At 69.2% G+C, this 17,141-nt stretch carries 14 protein-coding genes; 12 read left to right on the forward strand and 2 right to left on the reverse strand.

The window, feature by feature from the left end:
- The first annotated feature begins 23 nt into the window (after positions 1-23).
- The 3 genes from AB0I77_RS03695 to AB0I77_RS03705 all read left to right on the forward strand — a co-directional run bounded on the left by AB0I77_RS03695 (position 24) and on the right by AB0I77_RS03705 (position 3,892).
- A complete protein-coding gene (locus AB0I77_RS03695) occupies positions 24-2,267 on the forward strand; it encodes an ABC transporter ATP-binding protein (RefSeq protein WP_363280679.1) in 2,244 nt (747 codons plus the stop codon).
- A gap of 50 nt (positions 2,268-2,317) precedes the next feature.
- On the forward strand, positions 2,318-2,542 hold the full coding sequence (locus AB0I77_RS03700; RefSeq protein WP_363280681.1) for an MbtH family protein: 225 nt from the start codon (positions 2,318-2,320) through the stop codon (positions 2,540-2,542).
- Between the two features lie 66 nt (positions 2,543-2,608).
- Positions 2,609-3,892 (forward strand): acyl-CoA dehydrogenase, encoded by a 1,284-nt coding sequence (locus AB0I77_RS03705; protein ID WP_363280682.1) that lies wholly within the window; start codon positions 2,609-2,611, stop codon positions 3,890-3,892.
- Between the two features lie 14 nt (positions 3,893-3,906).
- Here the strand turns inward: AB0I77_RS03705 and AB0I77_RS03710 are convergent, their stop codons facing one another.
- On the reverse strand, positions 3,907-4,119 hold the full coding sequence (locus AB0I77_RS03710; RefSeq protein WP_363280683.1) for a hypothetical protein: 213 nt from the start codon (positions 4,117-4,119) through the stop codon (positions 3,907-3,909).
- 217 nt (positions 4,120-4,336) lie between these two features.
- On the opposite strand from AB0I77_RS03710, the gene AB0I77_RS03715 reads away from it, so the two are divergent.
- The 4 genes from AB0I77_RS03715 to AB0I77_RS03730 all read left to right on the forward strand — a co-directional run bounded on the left by AB0I77_RS03715 (position 4,337) and on the right by AB0I77_RS03730 (position 8,518).
- Positions 4,337-4,591 (forward strand): DUF5132 domain-containing protein, encoded by a 255-nt coding sequence (locus tag AB0I77_RS03715; RefSeq protein ID WP_363280684.1) that lies wholly within the window; start codon positions 4,337-4,339, stop codon positions 4,589-4,591.
- A 112-nt stretch (positions 4,592-4,703) separates the two neighbouring features.
- Positions 4,704-5,345 carry a (2Fe-2S)-binding protein gene (locus tag AB0I77_RS03720; RefSeq protein ID WP_363280685.1) on the forward strand — a complete coding sequence of 214 codons (642 nt, stop codon included), beginning with the start codon at positions 4,704-4,706 and terminating at the stop codon, positions 5,343-5,345.
- 9 nt (positions 5,346-5,354) lie between these two features.
- Positions 5,355-6,335: a xanthine dehydrogenase family protein subunit M gene (locus AB0I77_RS03725; RefSeq protein WP_363280686.1), complete on the forward strand. Its 981-nt coding sequence runs from the start codon at positions 5,355-5,357 to the stop codon at positions 6,333-6,335.
- Complete coding sequence (locus AB0I77_RS03730) at positions 6,332-8,518, forward strand: xanthine dehydrogenase family protein molybdopterin-binding subunit (RefSeq protein WP_363280687.1); 2,187 nt, start codon at positions 6,332-6,334, stop codon at positions 8,516-8,518. The genes AB0I77_RS03725 and AB0I77_RS03730 overlap by 4 nt, the downstream gene beginning before the upstream one ends.
- 34 nt (positions 8,519-8,552) lie before the next feature.
- On the opposite strand, the gene AB0I77_RS03735 is transcribed toward AB0I77_RS03730, so the two are convergent.
- On the reverse strand, positions 8,553-10,082 hold the full coding sequence (locus tag AB0I77_RS03735; protein WP_363280688.1) for a UDP-N-acetylglucosamine 1-carboxyvinyltransferase: 1,530 nt from the start codon (positions 10,080-10,082) through the stop codon (positions 8,553-8,555).
- Between the two features lie 241 nt (positions 10,083-10,323).
- On the opposite strand from AB0I77_RS03735, the gene AB0I77_RS03740 reads away from it, so the two are divergent.
- The 5 genes from AB0I77_RS03740 (at position 10,324) to acnA (ending at position 17,083) form a co-directional block, all read left to right on the forward strand.
- Entirely contained in the window at positions 10,324-11,256 is a 933-nt protein-coding gene (locus AB0I77_RS03740; RefSeq protein ID WP_363280689.1) for an ATP-binding cassette domain-containing protein, read from the forward strand.
- Positions 11,253-12,101 carry an ABC transporter permease gene (locus AB0I77_RS03745; protein ID WP_363280690.1) on the forward strand — a complete coding sequence of 283 codons (849 nt, stop codon included), beginning with the start codon at positions 11,253-11,255 and terminating at the stop codon, positions 12,099-12,101. The genes AB0I77_RS03740 and AB0I77_RS03745 overlap by 4 nt, the downstream gene beginning before the upstream one ends.
- A 69-nt stretch (positions 12,102-12,170) precedes the next feature.
- Positions 12,171-13,475 (forward strand): sensor histidine kinase, encoded by a 1,305-nt coding sequence (locus AB0I77_RS03750; RefSeq protein WP_363280691.1) that lies wholly within the window; start codon positions 12,171-12,173, stop codon positions 13,473-13,475.
- Positions 13,472-14,203: a response regulator transcription factor gene (locus AB0I77_RS03755; RefSeq protein ID WP_363280692.1), complete on the forward strand. Its 732-nt coding sequence runs from the start codon at positions 13,472-13,474 to the stop codon at positions 14,201-14,203. Before AB0I77_RS03750 ends, AB0I77_RS03755 begins: the two co-directional genes overlap by 4 nt.
- Before the next feature lie 162 nt (positions 14,204-14,365).
- The gene (acnA, locus tag AB0I77_RS03760; protein ID WP_363280693.1) at positions 14,366-17,083 is read left to right on the forward strand and encodes an aconitate hydratase AcnA; all 2,718 of its coding nucleotides are present in this window, start codon (positions 14,366-14,368) and stop codon (positions 17,081-17,083) included.
- Positions 17,084-17,141: the final 58 nt, after the last annotated feature.

Raw genomic sequence — 17,141 nt, forward strand, 5'->3', positions numbered from 1 at the left:
ACCATGTCCGCGGCAGACCCTCCTTGGCGCGGCTGACCGAGGCATCACTCCTTGAAGCCCCGGGCATCGAGGAGGTGCGCGTCAGCCCGGTCACCGGCCGGGTGCTGGTGCGGCACGACCGCACCATCAGTCCTCGGGAGGTCGCCCAGCTGCTGCGCCGGGCAGTCGACCGGACACTGGCAGCCCTGCGCAGAACCGCGGCGGACATGCTGGGCCGCAACTCCGCCCTCCAGCCGGATGAGGCTGACGGGACGGGAACACGTCACTCCCGCGCCGATCCCCACAGCAGCCGCCGAGCAGGCGGCACTGGACGCTGGCTTCCCAGGGTGATCGGGGCCGGAGGTGTGGCAGCGGCGGCCGTTGCCGGCGGCCCCTTTCTCCTGAAGCTGCTCAGTCGCCCGCTGGTCACTCTCGGACTGGCAGCCGGAGCGACGGCAGCCGTCGTCCGGCGAGCGTGGCGCAGATCGGACCTCGCACAGCAGCAGTCGGGCGAATCCGCTCCGGGCCGCCACGCCATACGGCGCATCATCGGCCCGCACAAACGGAAGTTCCGCTGGGCAGCGTTGTTGTCCGGGATCTCGCAGCTGGGCGAGATGGCGCTGTTCGCCTTGAGCCCTTCGATCGTGCTGTTGCTCGCCAGGGGCGGGAGCACCACCCTGGCCGGGCTGGGCGTGGCCGGCGTCACCGCCCAGCTGTCGCTTCTCGTCGCAGCCGCCGGGGCGGCCTGCCTCGTCATGGCCGCTTCCGGCTACGGTGCCAGCGTCGCCTGGCGCCAGCTGGCGCAGGACATCGAGGACGACTGGCGCACCCGCACCTACGAACACGTCCAGCAGGTGGCGCCGACCGACCTGGAGAACGAGCGGGTCAGCCGGGTCAACACCGTCCTGTCCGAGGACATCAGCCAGATCGGCGCCTTCGTCGGCTCGAGCATGCACGACGTCGTCCAGATGGGTACCAGCCTCGCGTTGCTGGTCCCGGCGTTCCTGCTGCTCGCTCCGCAGATCTCCTGGATCGCCTTCGCACCGATCCCGCTCGTCGCCTGGCTGTCCTTCCGCTTCCACGAGCGCGCGGTCGCCAGCCACGCCGCCTCCGACGAGCAGCGAGCACGGTTGAACAGCCGGGTGACCGAGAACCTCCATGCCCACACCACCATCAAGTCCGCGGTCACCGAAGAGCACGAGATCGCACGTATCGCCGAGTTGAACCAGAAATGCAGCGAAGCCAATCGCTCGACCGGACGCACCTCGGCGATTCCGCCCCAGATCCTGCGACTGGCCGGTGGTTCGGCTCTGGTCGGCACGGTGCTCCTGGGCGGCCGGGCCGTGCTGCGGGGCACGCTGTCGACCGCGGCCTTCGGCCCCCTGATCGAAATGCCGGGCATCGCCATGCTGCGGCTGTCCCGACTGGGCAGCACCACCGACCAGTACCAGCGCACCGTCACCGCCCTGCACCGGGTGGAACGCCTGCACGACCTCCCTCTCGAACCCGTCGAGGGCGGTCGCCGGGTACCGGCCCAACAGGTGAAAGGGGAGATCGAAATGCGGAAGGTGACCTTCTCCTACCCCGGTCGGTCACCGGCGCTCCGCGGCACCTCGCTGGTCATTCCTCCCGGCCGTACCACCGGCATCGTCGGCACCAGCGGCGCGGGCAAGACCACCATCGCCAAACTGCTCATGCGCTTCCACCATCCCGACCGTGGACAGGTACTGCTCGACGGCGCCGACGTACGCACCCTTGCCCTGCCCGACCTGCGCCGCGCGATCGGATACGTCACCCAGGAACCGTTCCTGTTCGACGCGACGATCGCGGAGAACATCCGCTACGGCACTTTCCACGCCACTGACGAGCAACTGGTCGCCGCCGCCCGCACCGCCGGGGCCGACGCCTTCATCGACGCCCTGCCTGACGGATACGCCACCCGGGTCGGTGAACGCGGCGCCGCACTGTCCGGCGGGCAGAAACAGCGCATCGCGCTGGCCCGCACCATCCTGCGCGATCCCCCGGTCATCATCCTCGATGAGGCCACTTCCGCCGTCGACAACGAGACCGAGGCCATTATCCAGAAGGCTCTCCAAGTGTTCGGAGCGGACCGCACGATGATCGTCATCGCCCACCGGCTGTCCACCGTCCAAGGCGCCGACCGGATCTACGTCATGGGCCCTGGCGGACTGGTGGCCGAAGAAGGCACGCACGAGGAACTCGTGACGCGCGGCGGCACCTACACCACCCTTTGGAAGCTACAGGCCGGCAAACCGGCACTTGCCTGACGCCGGAGCCCGATCACCGGGGACCGGTGAGGAAAACCAGGAGAGCTGACATGACGCAGGCGAACAATCCGTTCGAAGACGATGAAGCCCGCTTTCTGGTGCTCGTCAATGACGAGGGCCAGCACTCGTTGTGGCCGGCCTTTGCCCAGGTACCCGACGGCTGGATCGTCGCCCATCCGCAGGACACCCGGCAGGCGTGCCTCGACTACGTCGACAAGGTGTGGACCGACATGCGGCCGCGCACCCTTGCCGAGGCCACGGACGGCGGACGGTGAGGTCAAGCTGACGGTCTTTTGCCTCGGTTGTATCCGCTCATTCCTCAAGCAGCCAAGGACACCGCCGTGTTTTTCTCAGAATCCTGCGCCGCCCTTTCCCGCCACCCTGTTCTGGAGGACTTCACCTCCCGAGTCACCGACTTCCTCGACACGAACCTGCCCGACCCCGTCACCGAGGAGTCAGCTCGGCCGCCCTGGCTCGATCTGCGCAAGCGCGCCGCCCAAGCCGGCCTGACGGGGTTCGACCTGGCCTGCGCACCGGCCGAGCCGGGTAACGGTCGTGGCCTGACGGGAGGCCAGGACGTGGCTGCGGTCGTTCCTCCGGGCCTTCGGCGAGTGGCCCAGGGGCTGGCCATGTTTCTGGCCGGGCGACGGGACTGCGATGCGCGGGAGATCTTCAGCTCGGCACACGGTGCCATGGCCCTGCGATACGGCACGCCCGTCGTCGTGCGGGAAGTCCGCGACCGTGTGGTGCGTCGTGGCGAGCTGGCGGGTGTGGCGTCGAGCGAACCGCATTCCGGCTCGGACCTGCGCGGCTTGCGGACCGTAGCGGTCGACCATGGCGATCATCTGCTGCTCTCCGGTACGAAGGGCTTGGTCAGCAGGGTGGAAGAGGCCACCGGATTCATCGTTTTCTGCAAGGTGGTCGGTCCGGAGCAGGCTGCCGTGCGGGACACCGACGGTGCGTGGCTGCGCAAGGTGCCGTTGTCGGCGCTCTGGGTGCCGACGGCGACCGCCGGGATCTTCACCGAGACCACCGCCCCCTTGGGCCTGCGGGGTTGGAGCATGGGCCATCTGCACTTCGACCACGTACGCATCGGCAAGGATCTCCTGCTCGGGGCACCCGGCGACGGCCGATGGATCTTCGACACGCACTTCTCCAACTGGCGTTTAATGATGGGGCTGGTCTGCCTGGGTGCGGCGACCGCCGCGATCGAGGAGACGATGGCCCGTGCCTGCCGGCGCAGTGTCGGCCGGACGTCGCTGGTGAACGTACCCTCTGTCGCGTCCCGGCTCGGCACCGCGGCAGCCGAGGTCCAAGCGGCGACTGCCTGGTGCTTCTCCCTCCTGGAGCGGATCGGCCAGGGCCAAGACGGCGTCGACGTGGCGGCCTGCTCCGCCGCCAAGGCCCTTGCCACGGATGCGTCCTACCGCGCCGTCGACATCGCTCTCCAGTTGCACGGCAGCGAGGGATACACCCGTGCCACCCCCATGGAGAAGCGCCTTCGGGACATCCGGGGACTCCGCATCGCCGACGGGCCCAACGACACCCTGTACAGCGTTCTGGCTCAGTCCCTGCTCGAGGGCTCCCGACCGCCACTGCCCCTGGTGGCTCAGCGCCAGGCATGACCGGCGGATCGCCATCAAGAAAGTTTGTCCCTGAGCATCGCAAGATAAAACGGGAGTTTCATTACAGTCCTCTTGGGTACCGCATAAACCTCCACGTTGCCGTGCAGGTGGTCGCTGATAATCAGCGTGCACCTCCCTTTCGCGTGGCGCACTTCGGCGGAATACAGGACTTCCTCCATCGCGTTTTCTGTAGCGGCAGTGGCCTCACCGGGTGCGGAATTCTCCATGCCAACTCCTGAATCAATCTGAACTTTGGTACCTACAGCTTGCCCCATGTTGCACGGTAGGTCAGGCGGAGACGGAAAAGATCAATTGTGCCAAGGGTGCACCCGAAAGGGTGAACATCATGGATCACTCTGGTGGCGCAACCACATAGGGCATTAAAGTGGAATTCCGAGAACACTGTCGGGGACCCGACGGACTGCGAGAAGGGCTGCACTGACTATGCTTCCTGTGATTCCCGTCTTCTTGGTTGGAGCGGTTTCAGCACCTCTCATCAAGAAGATCGCGCGAGGGACCGTCAAGTCCTCCGTGAAATTGGTGCTGGATGCCAAGCGAGTCGCTCACGAGATCAATGAAGATCTGAGTGACATCGCTGCCGAGGCGACCGCCGAGGTGTTCGCCGCCGATCTTCAGGAAGGATCGGAGGTGCCGCGGCAGACCACCAAGAAGGCACGCACGAGTACCGCGAACGCGTAAGAACGAGGCGTAAGAACGAGATTGACGGCGTGGTGTTCGTCGCGGCCGATGTCGGTGATGGGAACCTGATCGGCACCTCACCGATTCCGCCGATTCGAGAGAGCGCCGCCCGTTGACAACCGAACTTCCCGACGCGCCTGCCGGTCCGTCGGAAAACCCTCCGTCCCGGCTTTCCCGGCGCACCTTCATCGTGACGACTTCCGCCCTTGGCGGCGCAGTCGTCGCCGACGGTCCCATGGCGGGCGCGGTTCCGTTCGGCGCCGATGACGCTGCCGCCGCCGATCCGCCACCCAGCAGCCGAGTCTCGCTGAACGTCAACGGCAAGCGGCACACCGTCACGGTCGACAACCGGACCTCGCTGCTGGACCTGCTGCGCGAGCACCTCAGGCTCACCGGGTCGAAGAAGGGCTGCAACGCCGGGGCCTGCGGGGCGTGCACGGTGCTGGTCGACGGGCGGCGAGTCAACTCGTGCCTGACGCTGGCGGTGCGGCTGGAGGGCGCCGAGGTCACCACGATCGAGGCTCTGGCCGACGGCGGTCGGCTGCATCCACTACAGCAGGCGTTCGTCGACCAGGACGCGTTCCAGTGCGGCTTCTGCACTCCGGGCCAGATCATGTCCGGCGTCGGTTGCATCCAGGAGGGGCACACCGGCTCGGCGGAGGAGATCCGGGAGTGGATGAGCGGCAACATCTGCCGCTGCGGCTGCTACGTGAAGATCGTGCGCGCGGTCGGGCAAGCCGCGGGCCGGAAGTGAGGTGCGGCCATGCACCCCTTCACCTACACGCGCGTCTTCGACACCCGTGAGGCAGTCAACGCCGGTCAACGCGGCGGGCGTTACATCGCCGGCGGTACCACGCTCGTCGACCTGATGCGGGAGACCGTCGAACGCCCCGGGACACTGGTCGACATCACCGGCCTGCCGCTGGGCGAGGTCAGCGTCACCGAGCGCGGGGGGCTGCGCATCGGCGCGCTGGTGCGGATGGCCGAGGCCGCCGCCGATCCCAAGGTGCGCGCTCTGTACCCCGTCATCTCCCAGGCGCTGGAGCTGAGCGCATCCGCCCAGCTGCGCAACATGGCGACCATCGGCGGCAACCTCATGCAGCGCACCCGGTGCCCGTACTTCCGTGACGTCACGGCTGCCTGCAACAAACGCGAGCCGGGCTCCGGCTGCGCGGCCCACAAGGGCTTCAACCGCACGCACGCGATTCTCGGCACCTCCGACGCCTGCGTCGCCACTCATCCCTCCGACGTGGCCGTGGCGTTCGCGGCACTGGAGGCGAGGCTTCACCTGACGGGCTCGGACGGCCCGCGCACCGTGTCCCTCGCCGACTTCCTGCTGCGGCCCGGCACCACCCCGAACAGCGAACAAGCCATCAGACAAGGTGAGTTGATCACGGCCGTGGAGATCCCCGACCACCCGCGCCCGCTGAAGTCCGGCTATCTGAAGGTGCGCGACCGGCAGTCGTACGAGTTCGCCCTCACCTCCGCCGCGGTTGCCCTGCACATCAGGGACGGTGTGATCCGCGAGGCGAAGGTCGCGGCCGGCGGCGTCGGCACGGTGCCGTGGAAGCTGCCCGCCGTCGAGCGGCGCCTCATCGGCGAACGCCCGTCGAAGCGGCTGTGGGCCGAAGCGGCCGAACGCGCGGCGGACGGTGCCCGCCCCCTCCGGCACAACCGCTTCAAGGTCGAGTTGCTCAAGCGGACGGTTGAACGCCAGCTGCGCATCGTGGGAGGTGACCAGTGACTCCGCAGCCGCAGGCAGCGGTCGGCGCACCGATGTCCCGCGTGGACGGGCACCTCAAGGTCACCGGGGCGGCGAAATACGCCGCCGACCACGACATCGGCATCGTGCACGCCGTGATCGTCGACAGCGGCGTCGGTCGGGGCCGCATCACCCGACTCGACACCCGCGACGCCCAGGGCACGCCCGGCGTCCTGAAGGTGATCACTCACCGCAACGCGCCCCGGCTGGCGTACCGCGACGACCCGGACTCCGCCAATCCGCCGGGAAAGCCGCTGAGGGCGTTCCAGGACGACCGCATCAGGTTCTTCGGGCAGCCCATCGCCGTCGTCGTGGCCACGAGCCTGGAGGCAGCCGAGCACGCCGCGAGCCTGGTGAAGGTGCGCTACGACACCCAACAGCCCTCGACCGACCTGTCCGACGCGCCGCCCGGCCCACCGCGGAGCTACGAGCGCGGCGACGCGGACGCGGCTCTGGCCACCGCCGCGGTACGCCTCCAGATGACCTACCGGGCCGCCCGCAACCACCACAACGCGATGGAGCCGCACGCCACCGTCGCCCGCTGGGACGGCGACCGGCTCACCGTGTGGGACAAGAGCCAGTGGGTGCTCGGCGCGCGGAGCGAGTACGCCGCCGTGTTCGGCATCCCGGTGGAGTCGGTGCGCGTCATCTCACCCTTCGTCGGCGGTGCTTTCGGCAACGCGGCGCGCGTCTGGGTGCACTCCGTCGTCGCCGCGCTCGCCGCACGAGAGGTGGGGCGCCCCGTCAAACTCGCCTTGAGCCGACGCCAGTTGTACTTCGGGGTGGGCTTCCGGCCCAGGTACGAGTACCGGATCCGGCTGGGCAGTGACCGGCGCGGGCGGCTGGCCGCGATGATCCACGACCTGCGGTCGGAGACCTCCTCCTACGAGACGCACGGCGAAGCCGCCCTGGCCCTCGGCCAGATGCTCTACAACACGCCCAACGTCCGCCAGACGCACCGCTCCGTGCCACTGGACGTCAACACGCCGACCTGGATGAGAGGGCCGGGCTTCTCCACCGCGGCCTTCGCCGTCGAGTCGGCCATCGACGAGCTGGCGTATGAACTGGGCGTCGACCCGATCGAGCTGCGGCTGCGGAACGAGCCGCGGGAAGACCCCTCCAGCAGGCGGCCGTTCTCCACCCGGCGGCTGCGCGAGTGCCTCACGGTCGGGGCCCGCGAGTTCGGCTGGGCCCACCGCGATCCCAGGCCGCGCTCCGCCCGAGACGGCGACTGGCTGATCGGCACAGGCGTGGCCAGCGGCGTCTACCCCACCGAGAGGGCGGCGACGCGGGCGTCGGTCGGACTGGAGGCCGACGGCACCGCCCTGGTCCAGTCGGCGTCCAGCGACATGGGCCCGGGCACCTACACGTCCATGACCCAACTCGCCGCCGACGCCCTCGGACTCAACGTCCGCGACGTCACCTTCCGGCTCGGCGACTCCACCATGCCGCCCGCCCCGGTGCACGGCGGTTCCATGACCATGGCCAGCGTCGGCTCCGCCGTCCAGGACGGCTGCGACAAGCTGCGGCGGCAGGCGATCCGGCTCGCCGTCGAGGACGAGGACTCGCCGCTGTTCGGCGTCGACGCGGACGAGATCGTCGTGCGCGGTGGCCGGCTGCACGTGAAGGACGACCTCGCGCGCGGCGAGACGTACAGGCAGCTGCTGACCCGCAACAACCGCGCCCGCCTGGAAGCGAACGGGTCCTACACGCCGGATCGGGCACGCTTGTCGATGTACGCCTACGGCGTGACGTTCGCCGAGGTCGCCGTCGACCGGCGGCTGGGCCTGGTCCGGGTGCGGCGCATGCTCGGCGTGTACGACGCGGGCCGCATCATCAGCCCCGAGCTGGCCGACAGCCAGGCGCTCGGCGGGATGGTCGGCGGCATCGGCTCCGCCCTGCTGGAGCGCACGCTCACCGACCCCCGCGACGGCCGGATCGTCAACGCCAACCTCACCGACTACCTGGTCCCGGTCAACGCGGACATCCCCGACCTGCGGGCGATCTACCTGGAAGGGCAGGACCGCGAGGCCGGCCCTCTCGGCGTCAAGGGCCTCGGGGAGGTCGTCCACGTCGGCGTGGCACCCGCCATCGCCAACGCGGTCTTCCACGCCACCGGCCGCCGCATCCGCGAACTGCCCATCACCGCTGGGGCTTTGCTCTGACGGCTGGGCAGGAGAAGTGCGCTCCGACGGTCGATCAAATGTCCCGGAAGATCTCGATCTGCGCCCCCACCGAGTTCAGCCGCTCGGCCAGATCCTCGTAACCGCGGTTGATGACGTACACGTTCCGCAGGACGGACGTGCCCTCCGCCGCCATCATCGCCAGCAGGACGACCACGGCCGGCCGCAGCGCGGGCGGGCACATCATCTCGGCGGCGCGCCAGCGGGTCGGGCCCTCGACCAGTACCCGGTGGGGATCCAGCAACTGGAGTCGGCCGCCGAGGCGGTTGAGGTCCGTCAGGTAGATCGCGCGGTTGTCGTAGACCCAGTCGTGGATCAGCGTCTTGCCCTGCGCTGCGGCCGCGATGGCCGCGAAGAACGGGACGTTGTCGATGTTCAGGCCGGGGAAGGGCATCGGGTGGATCTTGTCGATCGGCGCCTCCAGCTTGGAGGGCCGGACGGTGAGGTCCACCAGGCGCGTACGGCCGTTGTCCGCGGGGTACTCCGGTGTGCGGTCGTGGTCGAGGCCCATCTCCTCCAGGACCGCGAGCTCGATCTCCAGGAACTCGATGGGTACCCGGCGGACCGTCAGCTCCGACTCGGTGACGACGGCGGCGGCCAGCAGGCTCATCGCCTCGACCGGGTCCTCGGAGGGGGAGTAGTCCACGTCGACGTCGATGGTCGGCATGCCGTGCACGGTCAGCGTGGTGGTGCCGATGCCCTCGACCTTGACGCCCAGCGCCTCCAGGAAGAAGCAGAGGTCCTGGACCATGTAGTTGGAGGAGGCGTTGCGGATGACGGTGACGCCGTCGTGCCGCGCGGCGGCGAGCAGCGCGTTCTCGGTGACCGTGTCGCCGCGCTCGGTGAGCACGATCGGGCGGTCGGGGCGGACCGACCGGTCGACCTGGGCGTGGTACTGGCCCTCGGTCGCCGCGATGTCCAGGCCGAACCGGCGCAGCGCGATCATGTGCGGCTCGATGGTCCGCGTACCGAGGTCGCAGCCGCCGGCGTACGGCAGCTTGAAGTTGTCCATGCGGTGCAGCAGCGGGCCGAAGAACATGATGATGGACCGCGTCCGTACGGCGGCGTCCGCGTCGATGGCCGCCATGTCCAGCTCGGCCGGCGGCACGAGTTCCAGGTCGACGCCGTCGTTGATCCAGCGGGTGCGGACGCCGATGGAGTTCAGTACCTCCAGCAGGCGGTACACCTCCTCGATGCGGGCCACCCGCCGCAGCACCGTGCGCCCCCGGTTGAGCAGGGAGGCGCACAGCAGCGCCACGCACGCGTTCTTGCTCGTCTTCACGTCGATGGCGCCGGACAGCCGACGACCGCCGACCACACGCAGATGCATCGGGCCCGCGTAGCCCAGAGAGACGATTTCGCTGTCCAGTGCTTCACCGATTCGAGCGATCATCTCAAGGCTGATGTTTTGGTTGCCGCGTTCGATGCGGTTGACGGCGCTCTGGCTGGTGCCGAGCGCCTCGGCAAGCTGCGACTGTGTCCAGCCCCGGTGCTGCCGGGCGTCACGGATGAGCTTGCCGATGCGTACGAGGTAGTCGTCTGCCATGAGGTGAGGCTATCTCAGATATGAGATGACGCATGTCTTGGGGGTCCATTCGGGTGACGGGCCGTCAATGACGCCTGGTGGTGCGGGTGTGCCGCGGCCTGGCTGAACTTCCCGATGAAGAAGTCGTACCGCGGTACTACAGGGATCCCCACCCGGTACCACGGATCCCGTCCCACGAACTCCTAGCGTGACAGGTGAGCAGGGCCGAAAGGGTCCGGCTCCCGAGCACGAGGGAAGAACGATGATCGAAGCGCAACAGCTGACGAAGCGGTACGGGGAGAAGACGGCGGTGGACCAGCTGGACTTCGTCGTCGAGCCCGGCACGGTCACCGGCTTCCTGGGCCCGAACGGCGCGGGCAAGTCCACCACCATGCGCATGATCGTCGGACTGGACGCGCCCTCCAGCGGCAGCGTGCGGGTCAACGGCAAGCACTACGCCGAGCACACGGCGCCTCTCCAGGAGGTCGGCGCGCTGCTGGAGGCCAAGTCGATCCACCCGGGCCGGTCCGCGTTCGACCACCTGATGGCGCAGGCCCTCACCCACGGCATCCCGCGCCGCCGGGTGGACGAGGTCATCGAGCTGACCGGGCTTCAGTCCGTGGCCAGGAAGCGCGCGGGCGCCTTCTCCCTCGGGATGGGCCAGCGCCTGGGCATCGCCGCGGCGCTGCTCGGCGACCCGGCCACCATCATGCTCGACGAGCCGGTCAACGGGCTGGACCCCGAGGGCGTGCTGTGGATACGCAACCTGCTGACCGGGCTCGCGGCGGACGGCCGTACCGTCTTCGTCTCCTCGCACCTGATGAGCGAGATGGCGCTGGTCGCCGACCACCTGATCGTCGTCGGACGCGGGCGTCTGCTGGCCGACACCACCGTGCAGGAGCTGATCCGCCGGGCCGGCGGCGACAGCGTGACCGTGGCGTCCGACCGGCCGGCCCGGCTGCGCGAGGTGCTGGCGGGGCCGGGTGTCGAGATCACCGGCGAGGTCGGCTCCGAGGAGCTGCACGTGACCGGCCTGACCGCGCGTGCCATCGGCATCAAGGCCGCCGAGCACGGCATCCCCCTGTTCGAGCTCAGCTCCAGGAGCGTCTCTCTGGAACAGGCGTTCATGGACCTCACCCGTGACGCCGTCGAGTACCACGCCGCCACCGTCGAGACCCCCGGGAGGGCGGCATGAGCACCATCACCGTGACCGACAGCCCCACGCCCGCACCGGCCCGCCCGGCGCGTCCGCCGTACCAGGTCACCGGGCGGCGGGTCCTGCGCTCCGAGTGGGCCAAGCTGTGGTCCCTGCGCTCGACCTGGATCACCCTCGGCCTCGGCCTGCTGTTCCTGATCGCGTTCGGCGTGATCGCCGCCGTGCACTACAAGTCCGAGCTCGACTCCGGTCGTCCCCTGCGCCCGGACGACGTCGGCTCCACCGCGCTCAGCCTCTCCATGTTCGGCACGAACTTCGCGCAGCTGGCCCTGGGCGTCCTGGGCGTGCTGGTCACCGCCGGCGAGTACTCCACCGGGATGATCCGCTCCACGCTGGCCGCCGTTCCGCGCCGGCTGCCGGTGCTGTGGTCCAAGTCGGCGGTGTTCGGCCTGGTGGCCCTGGCCGTCGGCACCGTCGGTGTCTTCGTCGCGTTCCCGATCGGGAGCGGCATCCTCTCCGGCACCTCCGCGGCCCTCACGTTCTCCGACGCGGGCGTGGTACGCAGCCTGCTGGGCGCAGGCCTCTACCTCGGCCTGGTCGGCGTGATCGGTACGGCCCTGGGCGCGCTGCTGCGCTCGGTCGCCGGCGGTATCGCGGTCCTGGTCGGCGCGCTGATGCTGATTCCCGGGCTGATCTCGCTGCTGCCCACCTCCTGGCAGGACGACATCAGCCCGTACCTGCCCAGCAACGCCGGCGAGTCGATGTTCGCGCTGACCCATGACTCGTCGAGCCTGTCGCCCACCGCCGGGCTCCTGGTCTTCCTCGGCTGGACCGCGCTCACGCTGGCGGGCGCCGCCTACCGTCTCGTACGCACGGACGCCTGAGCCCGACCCCGTCCCGGGAGGGACACACAATGAGCAGGTGACACCCATGAGCACGGACCAGTGACGCCGATGAGCGCGCCCTCCCACCCGCCGTCCGCGGAGGCGGACCTCCTGTGGAGTTTTCCCCTGGCCAGTGGGCTGTCCCGCCTCGGCCGACGGCTGAAGGAGGGCGACCGGAACCACCCCTGGATCCTGGACGCGGGTCTGATCGCCGCCGTGGCGCTGATCTTCTGCGTGCCCGACCTGGTGCACGACGGCGAACGGCACGGGTTCGACGTGGCCTTCATCCGGCTGCCCTGGCCGGGGACCCTCGCCATGCAGGCCGGACTGGTACTGCCCCTGATGTGGCGGCGCAGAAGACCGGCACTGGCCTTCGCCTTGATCGCCGCGGTGTTCCTTCTCCAGTTCTCCTTGGGAGTCTGGCTGCGTGCCGACATCGCCCTGCTGATCGCCCTCTACAGCCTGGTGCTGCACGGACAGCTGCGGCAGCTGCCCGTGGCGTGCTGCGTCACGGCCGGCGCGGTGACTCTGGTCGCCGTGCGGCTGCCGAACAGCGTGGCGATTCTGGACGCGCTGTTCTTCCTGTTCAGCACCATCATCGCCGCGGTCGCGCTGGGCCTGGCCGTACGGCTCAGGCGGGCCCAGCTCGCCGGTCTGCGCGACCGCGCGGCCCGCCTGGAGATCGAGCGCGACCAGCGCAGCCGACTGGCCGCCGTCACCGAGCGCACCCGGGTGGCCCGCGAGATGCACGACATCGTGGGCCACAACCTCTCCGTCATCATCACCCTCGCCGACGGCGGCGCGTACGCGACGGACATCGCCCCCGAGCGCGGCAAGCAGGCCCTGCTGCTCATCGGTGACACCGGACGCCAGGCGCTGGGCGAACTGCGCCGCATGCTCGGCGTCCTGCGCGAGCAGTCCCGGACGCCCGACACCCCTCAGCTCAGCCCCCAGCCGGGCATCGCGGAGATCGACGCCCTGTGCGCCCGCATCCGCACCGCCGGTCCACAGGTCGTCTACCGCACCGGCGGCGAACTGGACGCCCTGGACCCCGGTGTCCAGCTGACCGTCTACCGCATCGTCCAGGAGGCCCTCACCAACGCCCTCAAGCACGCCGGCCACGACACCCGCGTCGATCTGGCGGTGAGCTTCAAGGCCCCGCGGCTGTGCATCGACGTCCACGACACCGGCCCGGCCGGCACCATCGCCCGGCCAGGACCGCCCGACGACGACGGAGTGGGACTCGCCGGCATGAGAGAACGCGCGGCTCTCTACAACGGGACCGTCCTCGCGGGATCCGCCCCCGGCGGAGGCTGGACGGTGCGGGCCACCCTCGACCTGACCCCGCCGGCCGGTGCGGGGGTCACGGCGTGACCACCGTGCTCATCGCGGACGACCAGCCGCTGCAACGCCTGGGCTTCCGCATGCTCCTGGAGAGCAACCGCGACACCGAGGTCGTCGGGGAGGCGGGCCACGGCGGCGAGGCCGTCCGCCAGGCCGCCGAACTGCGCCCGGACGTGATCCTCATGGACGTACGGATGCCCGGCATGGACGGCATCGAGGCCACCCGCCGTATCGTCGCCTCGGGTGGCCGCTGCCGCGTCCTCATCCTGACCACCTTCGACCTGGACGAGTACGCGCACGCCGCCCTGCGCGCGGGAGCCAGCGGGTTCCTCCTCAAAGACGCCCACCCCGAAGAACTCCTCGCGGGCATCCGCGCGGTCGCGGCGGGCGACGCCGTCATCGCCCCCGCCCTGACCCGGCGCCTCCTGGACACCTACGCCCGGCACCTGCCCCAGGTGGCGTCCGGCTCGTCCGGCTCATCCGGCTCATCCGGCCGGAAGGCGGCGGACGATCCCCGAGTGCGCTCCCTCACCGAACGCGAGTACGAGATCCTGGTCGCCATCGGCCAGGGCTGGAGCAACCGGGAGATGGCCGAGCGCCTGTTCGTGGCGGAGTCCACGGTGAAGACCCATGTCGGCCGCGTCCTGGCGAAGGTGGGGGTCCGGGACCGGATTCAGGCCGTCATCCTCGCCTATGACCTCGGAATCGCCCGGCCGAACGCGGGGTCCGGGCATGACCAGCCCGGCCCCATGTACTAGAGTTATCTCGACATCGAGATATCTGCCGAGGCGCACCGCGGCCGCACACCGTCACCGGTATGGCAGTAAGGCATACCTAACTTAGCCTGACCTTAGCGGATCGGCCAAGAGGGCGTAGCGGCAGGATGCGGTGGTACGCGCACATGAATGAAGGAGACTGTCGTGTCGGCGAACAGCTTCGACGCCCGCAGCACGCTGCAGGTGGGCGACGAGTCGTACGAGATCTTCCGGCTGGACAAGGTGGAAGGCTCGGCCCGCCTTCCGTACAGCCTCAAGGTCCTGCTGGAGAACCTGCTCCGTACCGAGGACGGCGCGAACATCACCGCCGACCACATCCGTGCCCTGGGTGGCTGGGACTCGCAGGCCCAGCCCAGCCAGGAGATCCAGTTCACGCCGGCCCGCGTGATCATGCAGGACTTCACCGGTGTGCCGTGTGTCGTGGACCTCGCCACCATGCGTGAGGCCGTCAAGGAGCTCGGCGGCGACGCGGCGAAGATCAACCCGCTCGCCCCGGCCGAGCTGGTCATCGACCACTCCGTCATCGCCGACAAGTTCGGCACGAACGAGGCCTTCGCGCAGAACGTCGAGCTGGAGTACGGCCGCAACCGCGAGCGCTACCAGTTCCTGCGCTGGGGCCAGACCGCGTTCGACGAGTTCAAGGTCGTCCCGCCCGGCACCGGCATCGTCCACCAGGTGAACATCGAGCACCTGGCGCGCACGGTCATGGTCCGTAACGGCCAGGCCTACCCCGATACCCTCGTCGGCACCGACTCGCACACCACCATGGTCAACGGCCTGGGTGTGCTGGGCTGGGGTGTCGGCGGCATCGAGGCCGAGGCCGCGATGCTCGGCCAGCCGGTCTCGATGCTCATCCCGCGCGTCGTCGGCTTCAAGCTGACCGGTGAGCTCACCCCCGGTACCACCGCCACCGACCTGGTGCTGACCATCACCGAGATGCTCCGCAAGCACGGCGTGGTCGGCAAGTTCGTCGAGTTCTACGGCGAGGGCGTGGCCGCCACCTCCCTCGCCAACCGCGCCACCATCGGCAACATGTCGCCGGAGTTCGGCTCCACCGCCGCGATCTTCCCGATCGACGACGAGACCATCAAGTACCTGAAGCTGACCGGCCGCAGCGAGCAGCAGCTCGCGCTCGTCGAGGCGTACGCCAAGCAGCAGGGCCTGTGGCTGGACCCGAAGGCCGAGCCGGACTTCTCCGAGAAGCTGGAGCTCGACCTGTCGACGGTCGTGCCCTCCATCGCCGGCCCGAAGCGCCCGCAGGACCGCATCGTCCTCGCCAACGCCGCCGAGCAGTTCAAGCTGGACGTCCGCAACTACGTCGACGTCGTGGACGAGGCGGGCCAGGAGTCCTTCCCGGCCTCCGACGCCCCGGCCGTCGCCCCCAACGGCGCCCCGAGCAACCCGGTCCCGGTCACCGCCCCCGACGGCACGGTCTACGAGCTGGACCACGGTGCCGTGACGGTCGCCGCCATCACCTCCTGCACCAACACCTCGAACCCGTACGTCATGGTCGCCGCCGCGCTGGTCGCGAAGAAGGCCGTGGAGAAGGGCCTGACCCGCAAGCCGTGGGTCAAGACCACCCTCGCCCCGGGTTCGAAGGTCGTCACCGACTACTTCGACAAGGCCGGGCTGACCCCGTACCTCGACAAGGTCGGCTTCAACCTCGTCGGCTACGGCTGCACCACCTGCATCGGCAACTCCGGTCCGCTGCCGGAGGAGGTCTCCAAGGCCGTCAACGACCATGATCTCGCGGTCACCTCGGTCCTCTCCGGCAACCGGAACTTCGAGGGCCGGATCAACCCCGACGTCAAGATGAACTACCTGGCCTCCCCGCCGCTGGTCGTCGCGTACGCTCTCGCGGGCTCCATGAAGGTGGACATCACGCGCGACGCCCTCGGCACGGACCAGGACGGCAACCCGGTCTACCTGGCCGACGTCTGGCCCTCCGAGGCCGAGGTCAACGACGTCGTGGCGAACGCCATCGGCGAGGACATGTTCAACAAGTCCTACCAGGACGTCTTCGCGGGCGACGCCCAGTGGCAGGCGCTGCCGATCCCCACCGGCAACACCTTCGAGTGGGACCCGCAGTCGACGTACGTCCGCAAGCCCCCGTACTTCGAGGGCATGACGATGGAGACCACCCCGGTCTCGGACATCACGGGCGCCCGCGTCCTGGCCAAGCTGGGCGACTCGGTCACCACCGACCACATCTCCCCGGCCGGCGCGATCAAGGCCGACACCCCGGCGGGCAAGTACCTCACCGAGCACGGCGTCGAGCGCCGTGACTTCAACAGCTACGGCTCGCGCCGCGGCAACCACGAGGTCATGATCCGCGGCACGTTCGCCAACATCCGCCTGCGCAACCAGATCGCGCCGGGCACCGAGGGCGGCTACACCCGCGACTTCACCGTCGAGGGTGCCCCGGTCTCCTTCATCTACGACGCTTCCAGCCACTACATCGAGCAGGGCATCCCGCTGGTCGTCCTGGCCGGCAAGGAGTACGGCTCCGGTTCGTCCCGCGACTGGGCGGCCAAGGGCACGGCCCTCCTCGGCGTCAAGGCCGTCATCGCCGAGTCGTACGAGCGCATCCACCGCTCGAACCTCATCGGCATGGGCGTGCTGCCGCTCCAGTACCCGGAGGGCCAGTCCGCCGAGTCCCTCGGTCTGACCGGCGAGGAGGCCTTCTCCTTCACCGGCGTCGAGGAGCTGAACAACGGCACCACGCCGCGCACGGTCAAGGTCACCACCGACACGGGCGTCGAGTTCGACGCGGTCGTCCGCATCGACACCCCCGGTGAGGCCGACTACTACCGCAACGGCGGCATCATGCAGTACGTGCTGCGCAGCCTGATCCGCAAGTAAGGGATCAACTAAGCGGTCCGGTACGGCGGTCGAGGGGCCGCATCCCTGGTAGGACACA

It is taken from the genome of Streptomyces sp. NPDC050619, from assembly GCF_040654815.1.
In the GTDB taxonomy this organism is placed as follows: domain Bacteria; phylum Actinomycetota; class Actinomycetes; order Streptomycetales; family Streptomycetaceae; genus Streptomyces.

Bases quoted from the DNA above. Each gene is read 5' to 3' on its own strand.
- AB0I77_RS03700 (WP_363280681.1), top strand. From the start codon at position 2,318: ATGACGCAGGCGAACAATCCGTTCGAAGACGATGAAGCCCGCTTTCTG.
- AB0I77_RS03710 (WP_363280683.1), bottom strand. From the start codon at position 4,119: ATGGAGAATTCCGCACCCGGTGAGGCCACTGCCGCTACAGAAAACGCG.
- AB0I77_RS03715 (WP_363280684.1), top strand. From the start codon at position 4,337: ATGCTTCCTGTGATTCCCGTCTTCTTGGTTGGAGCGGTTTCAGCACCT.
- AB0I77_RS03725 (WP_363280686.1), top strand. From the start codon at position 5,355: ATGCACCCCTTCACCTACACGCGCGTCTTCGACACCCGTGAGGCAGTC.
- AB0I77_RS03735 (WP_363280688.1), bottom strand. From the start codon at position 10,082: ATGGCAGACGACTACCTCGTACGCATCGGCAAGCTCATCCGTGACGCC.
- AB0I77_RS03740 (WP_363280689.1), top strand. From the start codon at position 10,324: ATGATCGAAGCGCAACAGCTGACGAAGCGGTACGGGGAGAAGACGGCG.
- AB0I77_RS03745 (WP_363280690.1), top strand. From the start codon at position 11,253: ATGAGCACCATCACCGTGACCGACAGCCCCACGCCCGCACCGGCCCGC.
- AB0I77_RS03750 (WP_363280691.1), top strand. From the start codon at position 12,171: ATGAGCGCGCCCTCCCACCCGCCGTCCGCGGAGGCGGACCTCCTGTGG.